The following is a 26,121-nucleotide window of genomic DNA, read 5'->3' on the forward strand; positions in this document are numbered from 1 at the left end:
CTCAGGCGTCTTCCTGCGCGGCGGGCACAGCGGACCCGGTGGGCATGGTGATGGGTGCTGTGACGGTCGCGGGGGGCGGTACGGCGCTCCGGGCGGCTCCCACGGTCTCGGCGGGTTCGGCGACCGGGTTGAGCAGCGTGGCGATCTCGGCCTCCCGGTCCCGGACCCGGTGGCCGATCTCGGTGATCCGTCCTCTGATCGCCGCCATGTCCGTCTCGGAGAACAACTGCGTCTCGTGGCCGCCGACCAGCTGCCCGGCCAGCGCGAGCAGGTCGATGTCGACGGTCTCGCCGATCTGTACCACCCGGGGCAGGTGGGAGGCCACGGCCTCCAGCCGGTCGAGCAGGTCCTGCTGGAACCGGTAGCCCAGGATCTCCGGCGCCTCGGCGGCGCTCAGCGCGCGGATGTCCAGCGCCTGCGCCTCCAGCAGCGCCGCGTTGGCCTTGGCGGTGGACTCCGCCTCCACCAGCCGCTGGCCCGCCTGCGCCTTGGCCTGGTGGGACGCGCGCTCCAGCGCGGTGTCCATCCGCGCCTGGTAGCCCGCGATCTCGGCCTGGATGGCCGACAGCTGCTCCTGCAGTCCGGCGAGCTCCTTGATCAGGTCACCCTCGTTCTGCTCCTTGCGCAACTGGAGTTCGTAGCCGTAGGTGTACGCCTCCTTGGCCACCCTGATCATCTCCGGGGCCGCCAGGTCCATCCGGTACTCCTGGCTGGACGGCTCGGCGTGGGTGATGTTCACGTCGGTGAGCCGTACGGCGGGCAGGAACTGCTGGTTCAGGCTGTCCAGCATGCCCAGGGTGCTCTCCCCGACCAGGTCGTAGATCTCCTCGGCGCGCTGGGCGTAGATCAGGGAGCGGGTGACCTCGCTGATGGCGTTCTGCAGCTTGGCCTGGAAGCCACCGACCGAGCCCAGGACGAAGATGAACTCGGCCGGGTCCTCGATCCTGAACTGCAGGAACAGATCCACGCTGGCCTTGACGCCCTGCTGGGTCGGGGCCTCGCGGATGGGCGCGTTGAAGGGGTACTCGCGGGTGGTGTTGACGATGTAGCCGACCCGCTTCCACGGGTTGAACAGCGTCACCCGGCCGGGCTCGGCGATCTGCACGAGCTTGCCGAACTTGGTGATCAGCGCCTTGCAGCCCTCGGGCACCATGACCACGCTCCGCCGCCACCACAGGAACGCCGCGGCCAGCACCAGCACGGCCCAGTAGTGTGGCCCGAACAGCACCCGCGCGCCGTCGGGCAGCCCGGTGGCGACCAGGCCGACCAGGCCGAGCCCCGCCAGGACGACCAGCGGGACGACGACCCGGGCGGTTCCGCTTCTGGGGATCACCACGGGCGAGATCACGTGGACCGTCTCGCCGTTCGGGCCCTCGCCGCCGAAGCTGCGGTTGACGATCTCGCCGGCCTCGTTCAGTGACGCGCTGCGAGCCTCGATGAGCGTGCTCGCCGAGGCGCCCTGGTCGCGTGCGGCAAGGAAGTCCGCGGGGTTGAGCGCGAACCCCTTCTCCCCGGCCATCTGCCCGCCCGCCTGTCCGGCCATCTGCCCGGCGACCTGTCCGGCGATCTGGCGCAGGTCGCCCCCCTGGCCGTACGCCTGGGCGGCCGCCATCGCCGACTGTATGGCCTCTCTTGGCCGCGACATCACACCTCCAAGGTTATTCATCTAGTGGAAGCCCGATATATCACGCTTGGTGATGGTGCGCAGGCGGTGGACAGTAAAGGGCAGGCGGCTTGCGACCGGCTTGACGCGTGGTTGAAGGGTGAGGAATGTCGGTGGCGCCGCCTACAGTGGTTCAGGTGAGGCCGGTAACAGATTTGCAGCGTAAGGTGGCCCCCTTCGAGGTCGTCACCGACATGACCCCCTCGGGCGACCAGCCCACCGCGATCGCCGAGCTTGAGCGGCGCGTGCGGGCGGGCGACAGGGACAACGTCCTGCTGGGCGCCACGGGCACGGGCAAGACGGCCACGGTCGCCTGGCTGATCGAGCGGCTGCAGCGGCCGACCCTGGTCATCCAGCCCAACAAGACGCTCGCCGCCCAGTTCGCCAACGAACTCCGGGAGATGCTGCCCAACAACGCGGTCGAATACTTCGTCTCCTACTACGACTACTACCAGCCCGAGGCGTACGTCCCGCAGAGCGACACCTACATCGAGAAGGACTCCTCGATCAACGACGAGGTCGAGCGGCTGCGCCACTCGGCGACCAACTCGCTGCTGACCCGCCGCGACACGATCGTGGTGGCCTCGGTGTCGTGCATCTACGGTCTGGGCACCCCCCAGGAGTATGTCGACCGCATGGCCCGGCTCAAGGTGGGCCAGGAGTTCGAGCGCGACAGGCTGCTGCGCCGCCTGGTCGACATGCAGTACACCCGTAACGACCTGGCCTTCACCCGGGGCACCTTCCGGGTGCGCGGCGACACGATCGAGATCATCCCGAAGTACGAGGAGCTCGCCGTGCGGATCGAGATGTTCGGCGACGAGATCGAGAAGCTCTCCACCATGCATCCGCTGACCGGCGAGGTGATCACGGAGGACGACGAGCTCTACATCTTCCCCGCCTCCCACTACGTCGCCGGCGCCGAGCGGATGGAGAAGGCCGTTCTGGGCATCGAGGCCGAGCTCGCCGAGACCCTGGAGAGGATGGAGCGGCAGGGCAAGCTCCTTGAGGCCCAGCGGCTGCGCATGCGCACCACCTACGACCTGGAGATGATGCGCCAGATCGGCACCTGCTCCGGCATCGAGAACTACTCCCGTCACATGGACGGCCGCGTCCCCGGCAGCGCGCCCAACACCCTCCTCGACTACTTCCCCGAGGACTTTCTCCTGGTCCTGGACGAGTCGCACCAGACGGTCCCGCAGATCGGCGCGATGTACGAGGGTGACGCCTCCCGTAAGCGCACCCTGGTGGAGCACGGCTTCCGGCTGCCCTCGGCGATGGACAACCGCCCGCTGAAGTGGGAGGAGTTCCTGGAGCGGATCGGCCAGACCGTCTACCTGTCGGCCACCCCGGGAGGCTACGAGCTGGGCCGCAGCGGAGGCGACGTGGTCGAGCAGGTCATCCGGCCGACCGGCCTGGTCGACCCCGAGGTGATCGTCAAGCCCACGAAGTCCCAGATCGACGACCTGGTCCACGAGATCAGGACCCGGACCGAGAAGGACGAGCGGGTGCTGGTCACCACGCTGACCAAGAAGATGTCCGAGGATCTCACCGACTACCTCCTGGAGCTCGGCATCCGGGTCCGCTACCTGCACAGCGAGGTCGACACGCTGCGCCGCATCGAGCTCCTCCGCGAGCTGCGGATGGGCGAGTTCGACGTGCTGGTCGGCATCAACCTGCTCCGCGAGGGCCTGGACCTGCCCGAGGTGTCGCTGGTCGCCATCCTCGACGCCGACAAGGAGGGCTTCCTCCGCTCGGAGACCTCCCTGATCCAGACCATCGGCCGCGCGGCCCGCAACGTCTCCGGTCAGGTGCACATGTACGCCGACCGGATCACCCCCTCCATGGAGCGGGCGATCGAGGAGACCAGCAGGCGCCGGGCCAAGCAGGCCGCCTACAACGAGGCCAACGGCATCGACCCGCAGCCGCTCCGCAAGAAGATCGCCGACATCCTCGACTCGCTCAACCGGGAGGACGCCGACACCGCCCAGCTCCTCGGGGGCGGCGGACGCCAGCAGTCGCGCGGCAAGGCCCCGGTGCCCGGCTTCGCGGCCAAGCAGGCGGGCCGGCACGCCAAGACGATCGCGGGGGAGATGCCCAGGGCCCAGCTGGAGGCCCTGGTCGAGTCGCTCACCGACCAGATGCACCAGGCGGCCGCCGACCTTCAGTTCGAGGTCGCCGCCCGGCTCCGCGACGAGATCAAGGAGCTCAAGCGAGAGGTCCGCGACATGCGCGAGGCGGGAGTCTCCTGAGCCGGCACCCCAGGCCGGCACCCTGAGCCGTGAGGACACCGCCGGCGAATCGATCGGCGAGTGAGCGGTCCCGTGACCACGGATGTGATCACGGGACCCTCGCGATCACCGCGTCAGCGGATGAAAGTGCTCACATCGAGGTCGACGTCGACGTCGAAGCCGATGTTCGTCCGCAGCCGGCCTCGGTGAATCCCGGTGGGAACGTAGGCCCTGACGGAGGGCTCCAGCTCGAAGGTGTAGACGACGGTCTGCTCGTCGTCCAACTCAACGCGCCAGAAATGCCTGATCCCGGCGTCAGAGTATTTGATCGGCTTGGTGGTCCGGTCCCGATCCATTGATTCGGGGGACACCACCTCGACCGCGAGACGCACATCCTCGGCTCTGAAGGACGTCGTCCTCATGTCCGTCAACGCGGACCTGGTCACCACCATGATGTCGGGCTCGGGCCGTTGCCGGACTCCGAGGGTCACCGTCATCTCCCGCACAACGACCAGGTCATCCGGAGGGACGAGATCCTGTTCGAAACGCCTCAGCACGAACATGTGAAACGCGGTCTGCGGAGACATCATGACGAGTGACCCGTCGATCAGTTCGACGTGCCGAGGCGCGTCAGGGGGGAGATGATCGAGCATGTCGGCGGTCCATCCACCGGCGGGCCCTGGGTAGAACCACTCGGGGAATGCCGTGGTCATCGGGAGCCCTCCCTCGGGTGACGTTCTAGGACCTCAGGCGACAGGACCATTCTGCCACTTTCCGTAGTCGCGCCGCGACCGAAAGGAGTTCTGTCCGGCCGGTCGCGCCTGCGGCGTTCGCCGTCGGACGGCCTCCCCAGAGGGGAGATCCTCCGCTCCAGGGGTCAGGGGCCGAAAGCGCGGGGAGCGGAGGGACTCCGGGGCTGTGCGGCGGCGGCCGTCTCAGCCGTGGCCGTCCCGGTGCGAGCGGTTGACCGCCGTGCGGTTGTAGAGCTCGTCGATCTCCTCCAGCGGGTCGGGGGCGCGGCGACGTGCCTCGATCTCCAGGTCGGTGCGGCTCTGGATGTCGTCGATGCCGACGGCCGAGTGCGACATCTGGTCGTTGAGCAGGTCGGCGCGGATCCGGGCACAGGACGTGGTCAGCTTGGCGTGGTGCTCGCGCAGGCGGTTCAGGGAGGCGTGGTCGACGTAGGCCGAGGTGCGGCTGTGCTGGGCGTAGAGGCCGAGCTGGGTGTCCAGCCGGTCCGCGTGCCCGCCGATCTCGGCCACCAGCTGGGGCAGATCGCCCAGGCCCCACCCGTCGCGCAGCGCGTGGTCCACCGCCTGCCTGGTCAACGAGACCTCCCGGCGTAGATCCAGGCGCATCCGCTCCGTCTCACCGGCGTCGCCGGGGTCCATCGCCGCCACGTGGGAGACGACCCGGCTGGTCACCTTGCGGGCCTTCTTGGTGGCCTTCTTGCCGACCTTGACCAGGAGGTAGATACCCGCGGCTCCCACGAGCAGGAAGAGCAGCAGAACCACCAGCAGGATGGAGAGGAAAGTGCTGATCGGAGTCACCTCCCAACGGGGCGAAATCAGGGTGTTTCGAGCATAGCTCGCGTCCTCATCCGGGTGCGGGTGCCAAGCCGCTGAAAACGGCCGGGCGGGATGACGTCCCACGCTCGCTCATCGACTCCCGGCCGCCGATCGACCCCGCCACACTCCCTCCGGGGGCGTGTCCCCGCGGGTTCAGGCGGTGCCGACCGATCCGGCCGGTTCGGTCCGGGCGCCGCCGGTCCCGGCCTCCCCCGGGTGGGGGGCGCCGGTCTCGACGGGGTCGGCGCGGACGGTGCCGAGGTGGGGCGGGAGCCAGCCCTCTCCGGCCACGTAGTGGCGGACGACCCGGGCGGGCACACCGGCGATCACGCTGTGGTCCGGGAACTCCCCGCGGACCACGGCTCCGCCCGCGACCACGCACTGCCTGCCGATCCGGGTTCCCGGCAGGATGATCGAGCCGGCGCCCAGCCAGGAGCCCGAGCCGATGACCACGGGGTTGTTCCGCGGCCACTGACGGCCGATCGGTGTCTCAGGGTCGTCGTAGACGTGGTTCTGGTCGGTGATGTAGACGTAGGGGCCGGTGAACACGTGGTCGCCGATGTCGATCGACTGGTGTCCGACGATGTGGCTGCCCCTGCCGATCGAGCAGCTCCCGCCGATCCGCACGATCGAGTCCGGCCCCAGGTCCACCCCGGGGCCCATGCCCGCGGAGATGGAGACCCGTTCGCTGACCAGGGTGTGCGCGCCGATCTCGATCCACGCCTCGCCGAAGACGGCTCCGACGGGGAACGACAGGCAGGCGCCCTCGCCAAGGCGGCGGAACCGGTATCCCGCCGGACTGGCCGGACTCACCGTCCCGGCCGCGCGGACCGCGATCCAGGCACGGTGGATCAAGCTGCCCATAGCACGCCGTACCACACCACGAAGTGACATAGCGGCCTAAGTTACTCCCTGGTCGTATGGTGGCGAAATGCGGGGCGGGGGACGGGCGGGCGGTTCGCGGCAACCGTTTGATATCCTGAGAGCCCGTGGGCATGTAGGCCTCCATCAGGGTGCGCCGACTGATCTATGACGACCACGGGAGACTTCTTGCGCAGCGCCGCACACACCAAGCATCTGTTCGTCACCGGCGGCGTCGCCTCCAGTCTCGGTAAGGGACTGACGGCCTCCAGCCTCGGGCGTCTTCTTAAACTGCGGGGCCTCCGGGTCACCATGCAGAAACTCGACCCCTACCTCAACGTCGACCCCGGAACGATGAACCCGTTCCAGCACGGCGAGGTCTTCGTCACCGACGACGGCGCCGAGACCGACCTCGACGTCGGCCACTACGAGCGCTTCCTCGACACCGAGCTGCACGGTTCGGCGAACGTCACCACCGGCCAGGTCTACTCCAACGTCATCGCCAAGGAGCGCCGCGGCGAGTACCTCGGGGACACCGTGCAGGTCATCCCGCACATCACCAACGAGATCAAGGACCGGATCCGCTCCATGGCCGGTCCCGACGTGGACGTGGTCATCACCGAGGTCGGCGGCACCGTCGGCGACATCGAGTCGCTGCCCTTCCTGGAGGCAGTCCGCCAGATCCGCCACGAGGTCGGCCGGGACAACGTCTTCTTCCTGCACGTCTCGCTGCTGCCGTACATCGGCCCCAGTGGCGAGCTGAAGACCAAGCCCACGCAGCACTCGGTCGCCGCGCTGCGCAGCATCGGCATCCAGCCCGACGCGATCGTCTGCCGCTCCGACCGGCCGATCACCAACTCGCTCAAGCGCAAGATCAGCCTCATGTGCGACGTCGACGAGGACGCGGTCGTCTCCGCCATCGACGCGGCGAGCATCTACGACATCCCCAAGGTGCTGCACTCCGAGGGGCTGGACGCCTACGTGGTGCGCCGTCTCGGCCTGCCCTTCCGCGACGTGGACTGGAAGGAGTGGGAGCAGCTCCTGCGCCGGGTGCACCGCCCGGCCAAGGAGGTCACGATCGCGCTCGTCGGCAAGTACATCGACCTGCCCGACGCCTACCTGTCGGTCACCGAGGCGTTGCGCGCGGGCGGTTTCGCCAACGACGCCCGCGTCAACATCCGCTGGGTGAAGAGTGACGACTGCGAGACGCCCGACGGCGCCGCCCGCGAGCTGGACGGCGTGGACGGCGTGCTGATCCCCGGCGGGTTCGGCGTGCGAGGCATCGAGGGCAAACTTGGCGCGGTCCAGCACGCCAGGGAGAACAGGGTCCCGCTCCTCGGCCTCTGCCTGGGCATGCAGTGCATCGTCATCGAGGCCGCACGCAACCTGGCCGGCATCGAGGACGCGGGCAGCAGCGAGTTCGACGTCGAGACCACCCACCCGGTCATCTCCACCATGGCGGATCAGGAGGACGTCGTCTCCGGCGAGCGCGACATGGGCGGCACCATGCGGCTGGGTCTCTACCCCGCCAAGCTCACCGAGGGATCCCTCGCCCGCCGGCTGTACGGCATGGCCAAGGTGGACGAGCGTCACCGTCACCGCTACGAGGTCAACAACTCCTACCGTGACCAGCTGGAGAAGGTCGGCCTGGTCTTCTCCGGCCTGTCGCCCGACGGCCGCCTCGTGGAGTACGCCGAGCTGCCCACCGACGTCCACCCCTTCTTCATCGGCACCCAGGCGCACCCGGAGTTCCGCTCCCGCCCTACCCGCCCGCACCCGCTGTTCAAGGGCCTGATCGGCGCGGCCCTGACCTACGCCGACGTCCGGGGCACCACGGCCAAGGCGGGACGGGGCAAGTGAGCGACCTCGTCCCCGGCCCCGTGCCCGCCCCCGTACCCCGTCCCGAGGTCGACCCCGTGACCGATTTCACGGCCGGTCCCGCGGCCGACGTCGCCGACCTGCCGGAGGAGTGGAAGGTCGCCTCCTCCGCCGAGCACTTCAGCGGACGCGTCATCACCGCGGTGACCGACGCGGTCGTCATGCCGGACGGGGAGATCGTCAACCGCGACTACGTGCTCCACCCCGGATCGGTGGCCGTGCTCGCGCTCGACGACCACGGCCGGGTGCTCATGATCCGGCAGTACCGTCACGCCGTCCGGCGTCTGCTCTGGGAGCTGCCCGCCGGCCTGCGGGACATCGAGGACGAGCCTCTCCACCTCGCGGCGGCCAGGGAGCTGGCCGAGGAGACCGGCTACCGGGCGGAGACCTGGCACACCCTGGTCGACGCCTTCACCTCGCCGGGCATGACCGACGAGCGGACCCGGATCTTCCTCGCCAGGGACGTCGCCCCCATCCCCGCGGGGGAGCTGGATTTCGTCCGGCGACACGAGGAGGCCGACATGCCGGTGGTCTGGATTCCCCTGTCCGACGCGGTTCGCCGTGCCCTGGCGGGAATGATCCACAATTCCCAAGCCGTGGCCGGTATTCTCGCCGCATACGCCGCTTCGGCGGATGCTTTCGCCTCGCTGCGGCCCGCCGACGCACCGGAGGCATGACAGGAGGAGACCCTGAGCGAGACGGAGGCCGTCCTCTCCAGCTACCTCGCCCATCTGGCGGTGGAGCGGTGCCTGGCCGCCAACACACTGGCCTCCTACCGCCGTGACCTGCTGCGATACGTGGAGCATCTGCGGAACCGCAGGCGCTCCACCTTCGCGGAGGTCACCGAGGCCGACGTCACGGCCTTCCTCGCCGCACTCGCGGAGGGCGACGACAAGCACCAGGCTCTCGTCGCCAGCTCGGCGGCGCGGGCCGTCTCCGCGGTGCGTGGCCTGCACCGCTTCGCGCTGCGCGTGGGCATCTGCGGGCACGACCCGGCCCACCAGGTGCGCCCGCCGCGCAGGCTCAGGCGTCTGCCCAAGGCGATCAGTGTGAACGACGTGGAACGGTTGATCGCGGCCTCGGGCCCGGAGGGCTCGCCGCTCACCATGCGCAACCGGGCGCTGCTGGAACTGCTGTACGGCACCGGCGCCCGCATCTCCGAGGCCGTGGGCCTCGCGGTGGACGACGTCGATCTGGGGTCGAAGACCCAGCAGGTGAGACTGCGCGGCAAGGACGGGCGCGCCCGGCTGGTGCCCCTGGGCCGCTTCGCGCGAGAGGCGCTGGGCACCTATCTCGCCCGGGCCAGGCCGGGCATCGCCGCCCACGGCAGGGGCGGCCCGGGACTGTTTCTCAACGCCAGGGGTGGACGGCTCACCCGGCAGGGGGCCTGGGAGGTCCTCCAGGCCGCGGCGGAACGAGGGGGACTGGCGGGAATCTCACCGCATATCTTGCGACATTCGTTCGCAACACACCTCCTGGACGGGGGTGCGGACGTTAGGGTGGTTCAGGAATTACTCGGCCACGCCTCGGTGACCACCACCCAGGTGTACACCCTGGTCACGGTGGACAAGCTTCGGGAGGTCTACGCCGCCGCGCATCCGCGCGCGCGGCATTGAGCTTCGTTGTGTCCGGGCGTGCCGCCTTGCCGCATACGTGATGACGCCATAGTGTCCGTCCGGACGGTCCGGTTCGAGGCCGTCAGGGAGGTTCGACTGGTGACTGTGACCACCGACGGTTCTGTCCGGGGAACGACCCCCGGAAACCCCGAGAATCCCTGGGGAGACACCAAGACCGCCGGGACCCCTCGTAGCGGGGGAGTCCTCGGCCCGACCGGACGACCTCGTCCGGTGTTCCCCGATCCGCCCCCGCGTACGGTGCACGGCCCGGCGCGTGTCGTGGCCATGGTCAACCAGAAAGGCGGCGTCGGCAAGACGACCACGACCATCAACCTGGGCGCGGCGCTGGCCGAGGCCGGGCTGAAGGTGCTGCTGGTCGACTTCGACCCGCAGGGCGCCCTCTCCGTCGGCCTAGGGATCAACCCCCACCAGCTTGACCTGACGGTCTACAACCTCCTGATGGAGCGGCAGATCACCGCCCACGACGTGCTGATGGAGACCGGCGTCGAGGGCATGGATCTGCTGCCCAGCAACATCGACCTGTCGGCGGCCGAGGTCCAGCTCGTCACGGAGGTCGCCCGCGAGCAGGTGCTCGGCCGGGTGATCAAGCCCCTCCTGCCCGAGTACGACGTCTGCCTGATCGACTGCCAGCCCTCCCTGGGACTGCTCACGATCAACGCGCTGGCCTGCGCGCACGGCGTCATGGTGCCGCTGGAGTGCGAGTTCTTCGCGCTGCGCGGGGTCGCGTTGCTGATGGACACCATCATCAAGGTCCAGCAGCGCATCAACGAGGACCTGGTCATCGAGGGGTTGCTCGCCACCATGTACGACGCGCGTACCCTGCACGGCCGTGAGGTGCTGGCCCGGGTCGTCGAGGCGTTCGACGACAAGGTCTACCACACCGTGATCAACCGGACGGTCCGTTTCCCGGACGCCACCGTGGCCGGCGAGCCCATCACCAGTTTCGACTCCTCCTCACTCGGTGCCAGCGCCTACCGTGAACTGGCTCGCGAGGTTCTCGCCAGGTGGAACGCGCTGTAGCGGTGATCGCGGTCCCGGGTGCGGGACAATGGCGGGATGACCGAGCAGCCACAGACGGCCGTCGACACCTTCAGGGTGCACCTGGAGGTCTTCGAGGGCCCCTTCGACCTGCTGCTCGGCCTGATCTCCAAGCACAAACTGGACATCACCGAGGTCTCGCTCAGTCAGGTCACCGACGAGTTCATCTCCTACATCCGGGCCAGGGGATCGCAGTGGGACCTGGACCAGGCGAGCCACTTCCTGCTCGTCGCGGCGACCCTGCTCGACCTGAAGGCGGCTCGGCTGCTGCCGTCGGGCGAGGTCGACGACGAAGAGGATCTCGCCCTCCTGGAGGCCCGCGACCTGCTGTTCGCCCGGCTTCTCCAGTATCGGGCCTACAAGGAGGTGGTGAAGGTCCTCTCCAGCCGGATGGCCGAGGAGGCCCTGCGCTTCCCCCGGATCGTGCCGATGGAGGCCGAGTTCGCCAACCTCCTGCCCACGCTGATCCTGGGCATCGGGCCCGATCGCCTCGCCGAGATCGCCCGGCAGGCCTTCGTCCCCAAGGTCCCGCCCTCGGTCTCGGTCGCCCACATCTATCAACCACTCGCCAATGTCCGCGATCAGGCGGTTATCCTTGTCGAGCGGCTCCGACGGCTGCGCCGGGCGACCTTCCGGGCTCTCACCTCCGACTGCGCGGGCACCTTCGAGGTCGTCGCGCGTTTCCTGGCCGTCCTGGAGCTCTACCGGGAGGCGGCCGTCTCCTTCGAGCAACTGGAGCCCCTCGGGGATCTCCACGTGACCTGGACCGGCAGCGACGACGGGGACGTCACCGTGGCCGACGACTACGACGAGAGCACGAGGAAAGAGCCCGCCGATGACTGACGCGGTAGTCGAGCCGGACCTCCGCACCGGGCTGGAGGCCATCCTGCTCGTGGTCGACGAGCCGGTCACCGAGACCACCCTCGCCCAGGTGCTGGACCGCCCCGTCCCCGAGGTCGCCAGGACGCTCCGGGAGCTGTCGGCGGAATACACCGACGGCGGCCGGGGTTTTGATCTCAGAGAGGTCGCCGGCGGCTGGCGGTTCTACACGCGGGCCGAGTGCGCGGCCCTCGTGGAGCGGTTCGTCCGCGACGGCCAGCAGGCGCGGCTCACCCAGGCCGCGCTGGAGACCCTGGCCGTGGTCGCCTACCGGCAGCCGGTCAGCCGGGCCCGGGTGGCGGCCATCCGAGGTGTCAACAGCGAAGGCGTCATGCGTACGCTGGTAGCGAGAGGGCTGGTCGAGGAGGCCGGCACCGACCCGGAGAGCCAGGCACTGCTCTACCGGACAAGTTCGTATTTTCTTGAACGGATGGGCCTGCGGGATCTCGACGAGCTTCCCGAACTGGCACCGTTCCTGCCCGACGACGTGGAAATCCTAGAGGAGCAGAAGTAGTGGACAACAGGCGTAGTACCCCGTCCGGTGATGGACGCGGTCGAGGCCGTGGCGGCGCCCCGCGCGGTGGCGACCCCCGTGGGGGCGGCAACTTCAGAGGCGGATCCCGAGGCGGAGCCCAGGGCGGTTTCCGTTCCGCGGCCCCTCGCGGGGACGATCGTGGCGGTTTCCGCTCCGATGGTCCGCGCAGGGATGATCGTGACGATTCGCGTGGCCGGTACGGCAGGCCCGCCGCCGGTTCCCGTTCCGAGGGGCCGCGCCGTGACGATCGCGGGGGCTTCCGTTCCGACGGTCCGCGCCGTGATGACCGTGAGGGTTTCCGCGCCGGTCCGGCCCGCCGTGACGATCGTGGCGGTTTCCGCTCCGATGGTCCGCGCAGGGATGATCGCGATGACTCGCGTGGCCGGTACGGCAGGCCCGCCGCCGGTTCGCAGGGCGGTTCCCGTTCCGACGGTCCGCGCCGTGACGACCGCGGGGGCTTCCGCTCCGACGGTCCGCGCCGTGACGATCGTGGCGGTTTCCGTGCCGGTGGTCCGGCTCGTGGGGACGACCGCGGTGGTTTCCGCGGTGACCGTGACTCCTCGCGTGGTGGTTTCCGTTCCGCGGCCCCTCGCGGGGACGAGCGTGGTGGTTTCCGCTCCGATGGTCCGCGCAGGGATGATCGCGATGACTCGCGTGGCCGGTACGGCAGGCCCGCCGCCGGTTCCCGTTCCGAGGGGCCGCGCCGTGACGATCGCGGGGGCTTCCGTTCCGACGGTCCGCGCCGTGATGACCGTGAGGGTTTCCGCGCCAGTCCGGCCCGTCGGGACGACCGCGGTGGTTTCCGCTCCGCGGCCCCTCGCGGGGACGATCGTGGTGGTTTCCGCGCCGACCGTGACCCCTCACGTGGCCGGTCCGCCTCGGACCGTGGCCGGACCGAGGCGCCGGGGAGCGGTTCCCGCGGCCGGTTCGGCAGGACGGCCCGCAAGGACGAGGTTCAGACGCTCGGCGGCAGGCGGACCGGCCCCTACGCCGGGCGCGGTGCCGCGGCCGGCCGCTCTCCGGTGGCGAAGGCCGAGCTCCGGCCCGGTGCGATCCAGAACGACCGGTTCAAGACCGCCCGCCAGCCCCGCCGCGACTCCGACTTCTACGACGGCGGCTACGTCGACGAGCGTGACACCACCGAGGTTCCGGATGGCGTCCGGCTGCAGAAGGTCCTCGCCCAGGCGGGCGTGGCCAGCCGCCGGGCCTGTGAGGAGATGATCGGCGAGGGCAGGGTGACGGTCGACGGTCAGGTGGTCCGCCGCTTCGGCGCCCGGGTGGACCCGGCCAAGCAGGTCATCCACGTGGACGGCAAGCGACTGCCGACAATGCCCGACCTGGTCTACCTCGCCGTCAACAAGCCGATCGGCGTCGTCAGCACCATGTCCGACCCCGACGGCCGCCCCTCCCTGGCCGACTACGTGGCCGACCGCACCGAGCGGCTGTTCCACGTGGGCCGCCTGGACACCGAGACCGAGGGTCTCATCCTGCTCACCAACGACGGCGAGCTGGCCAACCGCCTCACCCACCCGAGCTACGGCGTGCAGAAGAAGTACTGGGCGAAGGTCCCCGGCAAGATCGAGCGCGATCTGGGCCGCCGCCTGAAGCAGGGCGTCGAACTGGAGGACGGCGTCGCCAAGGCCGACTCCTTCACCCTGGTCCAGGAGCACGGGCAGCAGGCGCTGGTGGAGGTCGTTCTACACGAGGGCCGCAAGCACGTGGTCCGCCGCATGCTGGAGGAGGTCGGGCACCCGGTCATCGACCTGGCCCGCATCGAGTTCGGCCCGGTCAAGCTCGGCCGCCTCAAGCCGGGTACGGTCCGCACGCTGACCCTCAAGGAGGTCGGCGAGCTCTACGCGGCCGTGGGCCTGTAACCTTCACGGGCATGCTCAGGACACGCCGGGCCGCCTCATGGGCGGTCCGGCGTGCCAGGATACGGAGGAGCGACGATGGTGCGGGCGATCCGCGGTGCGATTCAGGTGGAGGGCAACGACCGGGACGCGATCCTGGCCGGGGTGACCGAGCTGGTCACCGAGGTGATGGGGCGTAACAGGCTCACCACCGGCGACGTGATCAGTGTGATCTTCACGTCCACGCCCGACCTGACCGCGGAGTTTCCCGCCCTGGCCGCCCGCAAGCTCGGCTTCCACGACGTCCCGCTGATCTGCGCCTCCGAGATCGACGTCCCGGGCGCGTTGCCCCACGTCGTGCGGCTGATGGCCCACGTGGAGACCGATCGGCCGCGTCATGAGATCCAGCACGTCTATCTGCGCGGCGCGGTCGCCCTGCGCGTGGACATCGCTCAGTGAACCCGTCATGCGACACCATGTCCGAGGAGCGCGGGTGAGCGGGATCGAAAGCGTCCTCGTCGTCGGCACCGGCCTGATCGGCACCTCGATCGCCCTGGCCCTGCGGGAGCAGGGCGTCACCGTCTTCCTGGACGACCGTGACGCGGCGGCCGTACGGCTGGCACGGGAGCTCGGCGCGGGCGTCGAGTGGCCCGCCGAGCGGAGCCCGGAGACCGCCTCGGGCGTCGCTCCGGACACGATCGTGGACATCGCGGTCATCGCGGTCCCGCCGCACGTGGTCGCGGACCGGCTCGCCGACCTGCAGAGGGCCGGGGCGGCCCGCTTCTACACCGACGTGGCCAGCGTCAAGGCGCTCCCGCTTCAGCAGGCCGCGGCCCTCGGCTGCGACCTGACCACCTATGTCGCCGGGCATCCCCTCGCGGGCCGGGAGCGTTCCGGGCCCGCCGCCGCCAGGGCCGACCTGTTCCTGGGGCGGCCGTGGGCGCTGTGCCCGACGGAGGAGACCTCACCCGAGGCGGTGGAGGTCATGCGCGGGCTGATCAAACTCTGCGGCGGCGAGGCCGTCGAGGTCGAGGCGGCCGAGCACGACCGGGCCGTCGCGATCATCTCGCACGCCCCGCATGTGGCCGCCTCCGCGGTCGCCGCCCGGCTCGCCGACGCCTCGGCCACAGCGCTGGGCCTGGCCGGTCAGGGGGTCCGCGACGTCACGCGCATCGCCGCCGGCGATCCGGGCCTGTGGACCGGGATCCTGTCCGGCAACGCGCTGCCGGTGGCCGAGGTGCTGGAGGCGGTGGCGGCCGACCTGGCGGCGGCGGCCGCCGCGCTGCGTGCGTCCTCCGACCCGGCGGCCATGGGCGGCGTCACCGAGCTGCTGCACCGGGGTGTGGCGGGCACCGGCCGGATCCCCGGCAAGCACGGCGGTCCGGCACGCGTCTACGCGACCGTCCAGGTCATCATCGGCGACCGTCCGGGTGAGCTGGCCCGGCTGTTCCAGGTGGCCGAGGCCGCGGGCGTCAACATCGAGGACGTCCGGCTGGAGCACGCTCCCGGTCTCCCGCTGGGCGCGGCCGACCTGTCGGTGCAGCCCGAGGCGGTGGCCGTGCTGTCGGAGGCGCTGCGGGCCCACGGCTGGCACCTGCCCTGAGGGCTCCCGGCCGGACCCGCGCCGGCCATTCCCAGCCGGCGCGGAGGTTCCCCGCGGGGCCCGATCCGGTGACCCCCGCGGCCCGCTCCGGCGGTCCTCGGGGGCGGCCCGCCTTCTTTGATGCGTGATTCCCCCGTCGTTCCCGGTAGCCTCGTACGGACAACTGAAGCGGGCTGCAAGGGAGAGGCGTCGTGACCGGACTGGTCGTCGCCATGGACGGTCCTTCGGGGTCGGGCAAGTCGAGCGCGTCGCGCGGGATCGCGCGGGCGCTGGGGCTGCGTTATCTCGACACCGGGGCGATGTACCGTGCGATCACGTGGTGGATGCTCCAACGGGGTGTCGACCTCTCCGACCCCGAGGCGGTCGCGGCCAGGGCGCTGGACCCCCTTCTCACGGTCGGCACCGACCCCGAAGCTCCGTCGGTGGCCGTGGACGGCGTCGACGCCGCCGTGCCCATCCGCACCTCCGAGGTCACCGCGGCCGTCTCCGCGGTCAGCGCGGTGCCCGAGGTCCGGCGCCGGCTGGTGGCCGAGCAGCGTGAGATCATCGGTCTGGGCGACATCGTCGTCGAGGGCCGTGACATCGGCACGGTGGTCGTGCCCGACGCCCAGGTCAAGATCTACCTGACCGCGAGCGCGGACGCCCGGGCCCTCCGCCGTACGGCGGAGCTCGCCGGCACCACGCTGGAGGCGCAGAAAAGCGCCATGGCCAGGCGTGACACCCTGGACTCGACGCGGAAGACCGACCCATTGGCGATGGCGGCCGACGCCGTCGAACTGGACACCACGGCGCTGAACCTGGAAGAGGTCATCGCCGAGGTACTGCGCGTGATTAAGGAAAAGGCGTGACGGGGGAATACGACGGAGACAACGGCTGGATCGAGGCCGAGCTGCTCGATCCGGATACCGGTGACGGCTCAGGGGAGGCGGGCCCCGACTTCGACCCGCAGCCGGTCGTGGCCGTGGTGGGCCGTCCCAACGTGGGCAAGTCCACCCTGGTCAACCGGATAATCGGCCGCCGGGAGGCGGTCGTGGAGGACGTGCCGGGCGTGACCCGTGACCGGGTCACCTACGACGCCACCTGGCGAGGCCGCCGGTTCACGGTGGTCGACACCGGCGGCTGGGACCCCGACGCGACCGGCATGGCGTTGAAGATCGCCGAGCAGGCGCAGGTCGCGGCCGAGCTGGCCGACGTGATCCTGTTCGTCGTGGACGCCGTGGTGGGCGTCACCGACGCCGACGAGATCGTCGGACACGTGCTGCGCGGTTCCGGAAAGCCGGTCATCCTCGCGGCGAACAAGGTCGACAACCAGCAGATGGAGCTGGAGGCCGCCGGTCTGTGGGCCCTCGGCCTGGGTGAGCCGCAGCCGGTCTCCGCCCTGCACGGCCGTTCCAGCGGCGACCTGCTCGACGTGATCCTCGACAAGCTGCCGGAGACGCCGCCCCAGCGTTTCGGCGCCGAGCGCGGTCCGCGCCGGGTCGCCCTGGTGGGCAAGCCCAACGTGGGCAAGTCCTCCCTGCTGAACAAGCTGGCCGGTGAGGAGCGCGTGCTCGTCGATCCGATGGCGGGCACCACCCGTGACCCGGTCGACGAGCTGATCCAGCTCGGCGGCAAGACCTGGCGCTTCGTGGACACCGCGGGCATCCGCCGGCGTGACCGGGAGCTGAAGGGCGCCGACTTCTACGCGAGCATGCGCACCCGGGCCGCCCTGGAGCGGTCGGAGGTGGCGGTCGTGCTCATCGACGCCAGCGAGGTGCTGACCGAGCAGGACCTGCGGATCATCTCCCTGGTGATCGACTCCGGTCGTGCCATGGTGGTGGCGTTCAACAAGTGGGACCTCCTCGACGAGGACCGCCGCCACTACCTGGAGAAGGAGATCGACCGCCAGCTCATCCGCGTGCCGTGGGCCCTGCGGGTCAACATCTCGGCGAAGACCGGCTGGCACGTGGACCGGCTCGTCCCGGCCCTGGAGAAGGCGCTGGACTCCTGGGCCACCCGGGTGCCCACCGCCCGCCTCAACGCCTTCCTCACCGACCTGGTGGCGGCCACCCCGCCCCCGGTCCGGGGTGGCAAGCAGCCCAAGATCCTCTTCGCCACCCAGGCGACGACCGAGCCTCCCAGGTTCGTGCTGTTCACCTCGGGCTTCCTTGAGGAGACCTACCGCCGCTTCATCGAGCGCCGGATCCGCGAGGAGTTCGGCTTCGCCGGCTCTCCCATCGAGGTCACGATGAAGATCCGGGAGAAGCGGCAGTCCCAGAAGAACCAGAAGAAGAAGTAGCGACTCCCGGCGGACGGCCCGGCCCGCGCCGGGCCGTCCGCGGTCTTCGTACCGAACCCTCGTACTCGGCGAGCCGTTCGGCGTGGACGCCGACCTCGACGAGAACGGTCACCGGTCACTCCGCCGGCGCGGTGATCTGCACCGGCACGTCGTAGTCGCGGAGGGCGACGGTCACTCCGCCGCCGGTCATCGGCAGGTCGGCTCTGATCAGGCGGCCGGTGGCCCTGTCGATCCAGAGCCTGCCGTCCACGCTCTGCTTGAGGCCGGGGACCATCGCCCCGAGGACCTGCTGGGAGAACGTGGCCGAGAGCCGGTAGGCGTCGATGCCGTCCATCCTCTCCGTGGCCTCGGTCTCCGGGTTCTGCGCGGTGCTCAGCAGCCGCACGACGCCCCGGCCGGGGTCGAGGATGGCCGAGGGGTCGTAGATCGAGGCCAGCTGGCTCCGCGACATCTTCTGAAAGCCGCCCGTCGCGTCCTTGAAGTGGACGGTGTCACCGATCAGGACGAAGCTGATCTCCTGGAGGGTGCCCATCGGGTCGATCTGGATGGTCCCCTCGGCGTCGCCGGTCCCGCTGAGGCGGCCGGAGGCCTTCTTGACCGGCACCGGCGGCGTGCCCTCGGTCTCCATGCTGAAGGCCGCGGACCTGACGGCCCGCATCGCGTCCGCGCACCTGGCGACCAGTTCGGCGCCGCTGGGAAGGGCCGCCCTGCCGTCGGAGGCGTCACCACCGCCGCACGCTGTGATCAGGGAGAGCGCGGCGGCGGCCGCGGCCATGAGGATCCGGCGGGCGGGCGGGGGAACAGGCATGGCCGGATCGTAACGACCTCCCGGTCAACCAAGGGAGGAGTCGCCGGTATCGGTTTCGCGTCAGCGGAGGCTCTTGAGGTGGTCCACCACGGGGGTGTAGGCGGCCTCCAGTTCGCGAAGTTGGTCGTCGGTCAGCAGGTCGATGAAGTGCTGCCGCACGCTGGCCACATGGTGCGGCGCGACCCTCTGGATCGTGTCCCAGCCGTGTTCGGTGAGCACGGCGAAGGTGCCGCGCCGGTCGTCGACGCAGGTCTCCCGGGCGACCAGCCCGGCGGCCTCCATCCGGGAGATCTGGTGGGACAGGCGGCTACGCGACTGGATCGTGGCGTCGGCCAGGTCGCTCATACGCATCCGGTGGCCGGAGCTCTCCGACAGGTTGACCAGGATTTCGTAGTCGTTCACCGACAGCCCGAAGGTCTGCAGTTCACGGTCGAGACGGTGTTCCAGAAGCTTGTGCGCGGCCAGATGAGCACGCCAGGCCCGCTGCTCCATTGAGGTGAGCCAGCGGGGCTCCCCGTTGTTCACTGGTGGTGTCACCATTCCTCATTCGCCACTCGCGGCCCGATTCGCGGCGCGGGAGCTCCGGCCGGCCGGTCGTTCCCCTGCCGTGTCGCGCTCGCTCCCGGCTCATAGATCAAAACCTACCTCAGGCAGGGGTGACGCCCTCGTCGCAGGTCCGGCGAACCGGGCGGTCCGGCCGGCTTCCGGTGGATCGGGCCAGCTCGGCCGGACGGTCGGTGACGGCGCAGGCCGCCACGCCCGAGTCGGTCCGCCACTCCAGCAGATGCCTGCCGTCCCACTCCAGGCGGCGGGGGCCGTCCGCCTCCCGCAGGTCGGTGAGGGGGAGCGCGGACAGGTCCGTCGCGCGCAGGCCGTCCAGGGTCAGCTCACCGCGTTTGATGAGCGCCTCCTTGCGTACCCAGAGCCGGATCAGAGCCTCGTTGCCGGTGACCAGGGCGCGTTCGGCGGGGGAGAGCGTCTGCGCGGCCAGGGACTCCTCCAGCGGGCCCGCGGGGACGTGCTCGGCGTCCACCCCGACCCGTCCGGGGCCGGCCGCCGCGCAGACGTAGCCCCGGCTGTGGCTGAGGCTGACCCCAAGCTCCGGGGCCTCCGCGAGATACGGCCTGCCGTGCCCGGGACCGCATCGGTCGCAGTGCTGCAGCAGCGTGAGCCGGTCTTCCGGAACACCGGTGGCCTGGGCCGCGCAACGCCGTACGAGGAGGTGGGCCGCGATGAAGTCACGCCGGTGGTCCTCGTGGAGGAACTTCGCCGCGCGTTCGCGCTCGGCGTCGGTGAGCAGATCCAGCGCGGAGGGGGAGTAGATCTCGTCGGTCGGGCCGGCCAGCACCAGGCAATCGCGCATCCGCCTAGATTATGCGGACCAGGCGGGCCTGTGGGGGGCGGGGCGGGTCTTATCCCGTCCGCCGCGGACCCCGGATGAGGGCCCGCGTCCTGACCCGGTCGCCGCCGTTCCGGCCCGGACCACGTCACCAGGACGGCTGGGGCGTTCGGAGCTCCGGTGGGGCCGGGCCGCGCGTGGGGCGGTCCGGTCCCGCGCCCGGCCGGGCCGAGGCCGGGACGGGCGCGGAGTGGTTCGGGGCTGTCAGGAGGGGCGGGAGGGAGTGGCCGGAGGGAGACCGCCGGTCAGGAGGAGATCGCGTTCATCCAGCCCTCGATCTCGTCGGGGTGGCGGGGCAGCCCGGCCGACATCAGACGGGCGCCGTCGGCGGTGATGACGAGGTCGTCCTCGATCCGCACGCCGATGCCGCGCAGTTCCGGCGGGAGCGTCAGGTCGTCCGGCTGGAGGTAGAGACCGGGCTCGACGGTGAGCACCTGTCCTTCGGCCAGCACGCCGTCCAGGTAGGTCTCCGCGCGGGCCTTGGCGCAGTCGTGCAGGTCGATGCCGAGCATGTGGCCGCTGCTGCAGATGGTGTAGCGGCGGTACAGGCCGCTGCCGGCCTCCATCGCCTCGTCGGGGCCGATCTTGAGCACGCCCCAGTCGTAGAGCCCCTCGGCGATGACCCGCATGGCCGCCCGGTGGAAGTCGCGGAATCTCGCGCCCGGCCGCAGCGTGGCGATCGCCGCGCTCTGGGCCTCGTAGACCAGCTCGTAGACCTGGCGCTGGATCGGGCTGAAGCGCCCGGACAGCGGCAGCGTCCTGGTGATGTCGGCGGTGTAGAGGTTGTCGGTCTCCACGCCCGCGTCGAGCAGCAGCAGCTCGTTCTCGTTCAGCCGGCCGTCGTTGCGGATCCAGTGCAGCACGCACGCATGCGCGCCGGAGGCCACGATGCTGTCGTAGCCGACCGAGTTGCCCTCCAGCCGGGAGCGGAGGCCGAAGACCCCCTCCAGGTACCGCTCGCCCCGCCGGTGGGCCAGGGCGGCGGGCAGCGCCCGCACCACGTCCTCGAATCCGCGGGTGGTGGCGTCCACCGAGAACTGGAGCTCGGCGACCTCCCACTCGTCCTTGATCAGCCGCATCTCGGACAGGAAGACGGCCAGCTCCTCGTCCTTCTCCGGACCGCCGTCGTAGGAGGTGACCAGGGCGTCCACCGAGGGGTCCACCCCGCGCAGCACCCGGGCCGGCCCCTTGAGCGCCTCGTCGATCCTGTCGATCGCCGCGCAGTCGATCAGGTAGAGCGCCTCGGCCTCGGCCAGGTCGGGGCGGCGGCCCACCCAGAACTCGCCGTAGCGGCGGTCCCGGTAGAACTCCTGGCCGGCCCGCCCCGGCGCGGAGCGCTGCGAGCGCGGGCGCAGGAACAGCGTGGCGGACCCTGACGGCTCGACGACCAGGACGTTGTCCGGCTCCTGGTCCCCCGTGAGGTAGGTGAACGCGCTGTGCGCCCGGAACCGGTAGTCGGTGTCGTTGCTGCGGACCTTCAGCGTGCCGGACGGGATGATCAGCCGTTCGCCGGGGAAGCGCGCGGCGAGCGCGGCCCGGCGCTTGGCGGTGTATGTGGCCAGCGGCAGGGCGGTCAGATCGTCACGGTGGGTATCGGCCCAGCCGGTGCGCATGAACGCGGCGAGGGCGTCGGAGACCGGCAGGTCGTGGCTGCCGGTGTTGAGCTTCTCGGTCATCGTGTCCCCGGGAACGGAGGTGTGTAGTATTTCACACATTACTCGTGCCTGGTTGGGCTCGCATCCCTCCGGGTGAGCCGTGGAGCGGTCCCGGGATTACGGGCCCTGTGGTGCCGAGCCTCCGGGGGTGCCCCCGAGATCCCGCCTCCATAAAACCCCGGACGCTCCCTCGACGCGTCCCGTTACTGTACGTAACATGACGATTACCGCTTTTGTCCTCGTCTGTGCTTAGAGAGGGCCCTGACGGGGCAAAGAATAGGGATACCCCCAGCCAGGCTGAACCGAGGTGGTCTTGATGCTGATCGGTACGATTCTGCAGACCAAAGGCTCGGATGTGGAGACCGTCCATCCCAGGGCGACGGTGACCGAACTGCTGGCCATACTGGCCGACAGGAACATCGGTGCCGTGGTGGTCTCCGAGGACGGCTCGTCGATTCTGGGCATCGTCTCCGAGCGCGACATCGTGCGGCGGCTCCACGCTCGCGGCGCGGACGCGCTGAACGCCCCCGTCTCCTCCATCATGACGACGGAGGTCCGCACCTGTTCACCGGGCGTCAACGTCGACGACCTGCGCCAGACCATGACCACGCACCGCATCCGGCACGTCCCGGTCGTGTCCGGCGACCGGCTGATCGGCATCGTGAGCATCGGTGACGTGATCAAGAGCGCCATCGAGACCCTGGAGACCGAGAGGGCCCACCTGGTCGACTACCTCCACCGCTGAGCCCCCGGTGGGGCCCGGCGACGGTGCCGGGCCCCATGGGTCTTTCCGGGTTTCCCCGGGTCTTCTACTGCACGGTTATCTTGTCGACCTCGATGGTGACGCCCTTCACCTGCGGTGTCGACGTTCCGGTTGTCACCGTTCCGGTTCCCGAGCCGACGCCCTTGACCTTCAGTGTGTAGTTCAGGCTGCCGCCGGGGGCGCCGGGCGTGCTGACCACCCGCAGGTCCCCGGTCGGCGCCCCGGCGATCCGGCCGCCGGCCGTACCCTCGTCGTTCTCGGCGCCGACGGTCAGGCCGTAGATCGCCGGCGCGTCGCCGGGCAGCCGGTTCGGGTCGTAGGTGTAGGTGACGTCCTCGGCCCCGTTGAGCCCGATCCACTGCTGGAACACCTTGGCGTCCGTCGCCCCGTAGACGTTGAGCCGCCACTCGACGACGAGCCACCTGTTCACGCCGTCGCTCAGCGTGCCGGTGTAGACGCCCGGCGCGCCGGTGCCGTCCAGGTCGGTCCAGTAGGGGGCGAGCACGTTGTTCGGGGCGGACGGATCCGGCAGGGGCTGAGGCGTGGCGTTGATGTCGGCCGAGCCCGAGGTGCCTCCCGCCACCGTGTAGCCGTTGGAGACGATGCCGATCCGGGTGTAGGTCTTGCCCGCGTACGTGAACGCCGGAACGGTGAAGTTCAGCGCCTGCTCGTCGCCGATCGGCGTCGGCTGGATGCCGAAGGTGTCGAGCGGCAGGTAGGGGGCGGGGCCGGTCCCCGGGGCGATGCCCGGCCGGTCGGGCCGCCTGGCCGCCAGGGTGGCCTTGGCCGTCGCCACCTGCGAGCCCACCTTCGTGGCCCCGGTCACGCCGGTCAGCCGCAACTTGCCGTTCAGCGTGCTGACCGCCGTCACCTCGGCGTCGGCGAGGGTGTCGTTCCGCACGCCGACCGTGCAGACGGCCTCGCCAGTCCCCTTCGGGATGGTGGCCGGCGCGCAGGTCTGCTCGATCGGGACCGCGCCCTCCTTGCGGAAGAACGCCACAGGCAGGTGCAGGTCGCGCCCGCCGCCCACCTGCTTGAGGTTCACCTGACCGAAGTACTGCCCGTCCGGCAGGTCAGGCGCGGTGATCATCACGGTGACCTTGGCGGTCTTGCCCGGCCTGACGCTGAACACCGGTGGCAGCACCGCGATGCTCGCCCCGCTCACGGTGGTGCCGGCGGCCCGGTAGGTGAGCGTCCGGTCGGTGACGTTGGTGAAGGTCCGCTTGGCCGTGATGAGACCCGGCATGATCGGGGCGTTCACCGACGGCAGGTTGAGGTCGATCCGGTTCAGTTCGTCGTTCGCCGAGGCGGTGAAGTTCTCCGCGGTCTCGTTCAGGGTCAGGCCGGGATCGCCCGCCTTGGTCAGGTCGATACGGCCGCCGCCCAGATCGAAGGGGTCGGCGGGGGTGACGCGGTCCTGCTTGGTGACCGAGGTCTTGGCCGTGGTCTCCAGCGCGGACTTGACCTGGCCCGGAGTCCAGTCGGGGTGCAGCGCGAACACCAGGGCCGCGGCGCCCGCGACATGCGGCGACGACATCGAGGTGCCCGAGATGACCTGGTACAGGTTGCCCTGCGGGCCGCCGGCCGGACCCTCCAGCGTGGGGGTCTGCCCGGCCAGGACGTGCAGGCCGGGCGCGGTGACGTCCGGCTTGAGGAAGTCCCCGCCCGGGCCGCGAGAGGAGAACGTGGTGATCACGTCGCCCTGCCAGGCGGCCTTGGCCCCCTGGGTGAACGTGGCGGTCGCGCCGGGATTGGCGGACAGGAAGGCCAGCAGCGCGTCGGTCTCCGGCTTGTCGGTGTGGACCGCCGGGACCCAGTGGTTGTCGGTCATCACGTCGAGCGGGGTGGTGTTGAGGAGGATCATGCCCGCCGCGCCGCCCTGAAGCACGTTGTGGCTCTTGAGCACGCGGTTGGGGCCGCGCTCACAGACGACGATCTTGCCGGCGAACAGGCCGGCCGGTGCCGGGCCGGCGCAGAGCGCGTTGGAGTACGGCGGGGCCGAGGCGAGGACCACCGGCAGCGGCGAGGCGACACCGGCCGTGATGGAGGCGCCCTTGACCGTGGCGGTCGCGCCGCCCGCGCCGGTCAGCGTGATCGTGGACTGGAACGTCCGGCTCTGCGTGGAGGCGGCCACCGTGGTCACCCACGGGCTGACGTGGTTGACGGTCGAGGCGCCGGGTCCCGAGTTGCCCGCCGAGGTCGACACGAGCACCCCGGCCGCGTAGGCGTCGAGGAAGGCCAGCTCCACCGGGTCGCTGTAGGGGGAGTTGCCGCCGGAGATGGAGAAGTTGATCACGCGGACGCCGTCGAGGATCGCCCGGCCCACCGCCTGCGCCGAGTCGGAGGGGAAGCAGCCCTGCTCGCCGCAGACCTTGTAGACCGACACGTGTGCCGCGGGGGCGATGCCGTGGATCGGGCCGCGGCCGATGCCGAGCGGGTTGGCGTCGGCCACCGGGCCGCCGGCCGAGGTGGTCGCGGTGTGCGTGCCGTGGCCGTTGGAGTCACGGGCGCTGTCCGGGTACGTCTCTCCCGGGTAGACGGAGTTGTAGGTCTCCAGGAACGGCGCGCCGCCGATCAGCTTCCGGTTGCAGGCGAACGGGTCGGCCGCCGAGGTCAGCGGGTTGTCCCCGAAGTCACAGACGCGCGGGGTGCCGTCCTTGGTGGGCGGTACGGCGGGCAGCGTGCCGGGGTCGGCGAACTGGGGGTGCTCAGGCCAGGCGCCGGAGTCCAGGACGCCGACGACGACGCCCTTGCCCGAGGAGGAACTGCCGCCCAGCCTGCTGTAGATCGCCGACGCCCCGATGAAGGAGGCGCTGGAGTCGGTCAGGAGTTGTTCGGGCCTGTCCTCCTGGACGGCGGCCACTCCCGGCAGCTTCAGCAGCGCGGCGGCCTTGTTGGCGGGGATGCGCAGCGCGATGCCGCCGTAGACGGTCCGCAACCGCTGCCCGGCCTTCGCGCCCGGCACGTTCCTGGCGAGTTCGGCGAGGAAGGTGTCCTCCACGTCCTCGATGTGCTTTTCGTATTTCTTGGCGTCGGCGCTCTCCACATCGAGCGACTTACCGGTCTTGGCGGGGCTCGTGGCGGGCAGACCCTTGAGCTCGCCCTGATAGGCGGCGTATGAGTCGTAGTCGAGTTTGACCATCACGCCGACGGTCGCGCCCGAGGTGGACTTCAGCAGTGCCTGGTCGCTCTGGGCGAGCCTGCCGGTCGGTGACTTGGCGCCCTGTACCAGCTCCCCGCCGGTCAGTGGGGTCGCCGTCCACTTCCCGGCCGCCGGGGTGGGGGTCGGGGTGGGGGTCGGGTCCGCGCTCGCCGGCGGCGCCATCGCCGCGACGAGCCCGACGCCGACGGCGAGTATCGCCAGCCGGCTGACCCTTGCTAAAGGGGACTTGCTTGACAACGAGACCTCCCTGTAGGGACGCATGACCGCGTCACGCAACCGGGAAGTGCCAGGTCACCCGGGCATGCCCGAATCGGG

22 protein-coding genes are annotated in these 26,121 nt (G+C 70.3%); 13 read left to right on the plus strand and 9 right to left on the minus strand.

Features of this window, described 5'->3' with window-relative positions:
- Position 1 precedes the first annotated feature (1 nt).
- Positions 2-1,645 carry an SPFH domain-containing protein gene (locus tag ACWEF2_RS09900; protein ID WP_453813650.1) on the minus strand — a complete coding sequence of 548 codons (1,644 nt, stop codon included), beginning with the start codon at positions 1,643-1,645 and terminating at the stop codon, positions 2-4.
- 155 nt (positions 1,646-1,800) lie between these two features.
- Here ACWEF2_RS09900 and uvrB point away from each other — a divergent pair, with 155 nt between their 5' ends.
- Positions 1,801-3,912, plus strand: coding sequence for an excinuclease ABC subunit UvrB (uvrB, locus tag ACWEF2_RS09905; RefSeq protein ID WP_453813652.1), 2,112 nt, complete (start codon positions 1,801-1,803; stop codon positions 3,910-3,912).
- A gap of 113 nt (positions 3,913-4,025) precedes the next feature.
- Here the strand turns inward: uvrB and ACWEF2_RS09910 are convergent, their stop codons facing one another.
- From ACWEF2_RS09910 to ACWEF2_RS09920, 3 genes are all read right to left on the minus strand, one after another.
- Positions 4,026-4,604, minus strand: a complete 579-nt coding sequence (locus ACWEF2_RS09910; protein ID WP_453813654.1) for a Uma2 family endonuclease — start codon at positions 4,602-4,604, stop codon at positions 4,026-4,028.
- Positions 4,605-4,826: 222 nt separating this feature from the next.
- On the minus strand, positions 4,827-5,441 hold the full coding sequence (locus ACWEF2_RS09915) for a hypothetical protein (protein ID WP_453813655.1): 615 nt from the start codon (positions 5,439-5,441) through the stop codon (positions 4,827-4,829).
- 171 nt (positions 5,442-5,612) lie between these two features.
- Positions 5,613-6,323: an acyltransferase gene (locus ACWEF2_RS09920; protein ID WP_453813657.1), complete on the minus strand. Its 711-nt coding sequence runs from the start codon at positions 6,321-6,323 to the stop codon at positions 5,613-5,615.
- Between the two features lie 186 nt (positions 6,324-6,509).
- Between ACWEF2_RS09920 and ACWEF2_RS09925 the strand changes: the two genes are divergently transcribed.
- The 11 genes from ACWEF2_RS09925 to der all read left to right on the plus strand — a co-directional run bounded on the left by ACWEF2_RS09925 (position 6,510) and on the right by der (position 18,018).
- Entirely contained in the window at positions 6,510-8,180 is a 1,671-nt protein-coding gene (locus tag ACWEF2_RS09925) for a CTP synthase (RefSeq protein ID WP_453813659.1), read from the plus strand.
- A 56-nt stretch (positions 8,181-8,236) separates the two neighbouring features.
- Positions 8,237-8,875 carry an NUDIX domain-containing protein gene (locus tag ACWEF2_RS09930; protein ID WP_453813661.1) on the plus strand — a complete coding sequence of 213 codons (639 nt, stop codon included), beginning with the start codon at positions 8,237-8,239 and terminating at the stop codon, positions 8,873-8,875.
- A gap of 12 nt (positions 8,876-8,887) precedes the next feature.
- Positions 8,888-9,814: a tyrosine recombinase gene (locus ACWEF2_RS09935; RefSeq protein WP_453813814.1), complete on the plus strand. Its 927-nt coding sequence runs from the start codon at positions 8,888-8,890 to the stop codon at positions 9,812-9,814.
- Between the two features lie 99 nt (positions 9,815-9,913).
- Positions 9,914-10,855: a ParA family protein gene (locus ACWEF2_RS09940; RefSeq protein WP_453813663.1), complete on the plus strand. Its 942-nt coding sequence runs from the start codon at positions 9,914-9,916 to the stop codon at positions 10,853-10,855.
- A 36-nt stretch (positions 10,856-10,891) separates the two neighbouring features.
- A complete protein-coding gene (locus ACWEF2_RS09945) occupies positions 10,892-11,716 on the plus strand; it encodes a segregation and condensation protein A (protein ID WP_453813665.1) in 825 nt (274 codons plus the stop codon).
- On the plus strand, positions 11,709-12,266 hold the full coding sequence (gene scpB, locus ACWEF2_RS09950) for an SMC-Scp complex subunit ScpB (RefSeq protein ID WP_453813666.1): 558 nt from the start codon (positions 11,709-11,711) through the stop codon (positions 12,264-12,266). Before ACWEF2_RS09945 ends, scpB begins: the two co-directional genes overlap by 8 nt.
- 1,043 nt (positions 12,267-13,309) lie before the next feature.
- Entirely contained in the window at positions 13,310-14,161 is an 852-nt protein-coding gene (locus ACWEF2_RS09955) for a pseudouridine synthase (RefSeq protein ID WP_453813668.1), read from the plus strand.
- A gap of 75 nt (positions 14,162-14,236) precedes the next feature.
- On the plus strand, positions 14,237-14,596 hold the full coding sequence (aroH, locus tag ACWEF2_RS09960) for a chorismate mutase (protein WP_453813670.1): 360 nt from the start codon (positions 14,237-14,239) through the stop codon (positions 14,594-14,596).
- A gap of 7 nt (positions 14,597-14,603) precedes the next feature.
- The gene (locus tag ACWEF2_RS09965; protein WP_453813672.1) at positions 14,604-15,740 is read left to right on the plus strand and encodes a prephenate dehydrogenase; all 1,137 of its coding nucleotides are present in this window, start codon (positions 14,604-14,606) and stop codon (positions 15,738-15,740) included.
- A 191-nt stretch (positions 15,741-15,931) separates the two neighbouring features.
- On the plus strand, positions 15,932-16,588 hold the full coding sequence (gene cmk, locus ACWEF2_RS09970; protein ID WP_453813673.1) for a (d)CMP kinase: 657 nt from the start codon (positions 15,932-15,934) through the stop codon (positions 16,586-16,588).
- Between the two features lie 41 nt (positions 16,589-16,629).
- The gene (gene der, locus ACWEF2_RS09975; protein ID WP_355590586.1) at positions 16,630-18,018 is read left to right on the plus strand and encodes a ribosome biogenesis GTPase Der; all 1,389 of its coding nucleotides are present in this window, start codon (positions 16,630-16,632) and stop codon (positions 18,016-18,018) included.
- Between the two features lie 115 nt (positions 18,019-18,133).
- Here der and ACWEF2_RS09980 read toward each other — a convergent pair whose 3' ends face one another.
- The 4 genes from ACWEF2_RS09980 to ACWEF2_RS09995 form a co-directional block, all read right to left on the minus strand.
- Positions 18,134-18,826 carry an LppX_LprAFG lipoprotein gene (locus ACWEF2_RS09980; RefSeq protein ID WP_453813675.1) on the minus strand — a complete coding sequence of 231 codons (693 nt, stop codon included), beginning with the start codon at positions 18,824-18,826 and terminating at the stop codon, positions 18,134-18,136.
- Between the two features lie 60 nt (positions 18,827-18,886).
- Positions 18,887-19,363: a MarR family winged helix-turn-helix transcriptional regulator gene (locus tag ACWEF2_RS09985; RefSeq protein ID WP_355590413.1), complete on the minus strand. Its 477-nt coding sequence runs from the start codon at positions 19,361-19,363 to the stop codon at positions 18,887-18,889.
- Positions 19,364-19,472: 109 nt separating this feature from the next.
- Positions 19,473-20,189: a 4'-phosphopantetheinyl transferase family protein gene (locus ACWEF2_RS09990; protein WP_453813677.1), complete on the minus strand. Its 717-nt coding sequence runs from the start codon at positions 20,187-20,189 to the stop codon at positions 19,473-19,475.
- Positions 20,190-20,470: 281 nt separating this feature from the next.
- On the minus strand, positions 20,471-21,901 hold the full coding sequence (locus tag ACWEF2_RS09995) for an aminopeptidase P family protein (protein ID WP_355590420.1): 1,431 nt from the start codon (positions 21,899-21,901) through the stop codon (positions 20,471-20,473).
- 295 nt (positions 21,902-22,196) lie between these two features.
- Here ACWEF2_RS09995 and ACWEF2_RS10000 point away from each other — a divergent pair, with 295 nt between their 5' ends.
- A complete protein-coding gene (locus ACWEF2_RS10000; protein WP_355590423.1) occupies positions 22,197-22,625 on the plus strand; it encodes a CBS domain-containing protein in 429 nt (142 codons plus the stop codon).
- A 64-nt stretch (positions 22,626-22,689) separates the two neighbouring features.
- Here the strand turns inward: ACWEF2_RS10000 and ACWEF2_RS10005 are convergent, their stop codons facing one another.
- Positions 22,690-26,043, minus strand: coding sequence for a S8 family serine peptidase (locus ACWEF2_RS10005; protein WP_453813680.1), 3,354 nt, complete (start codon positions 26,041-26,043; stop codon positions 22,690-22,692).
- Positions 26,044-26,121 lie beyond the last annotated feature (78 nt).

The organism is Streptosporangium sp. NPDC004631, from assembly GCF_053601935.1.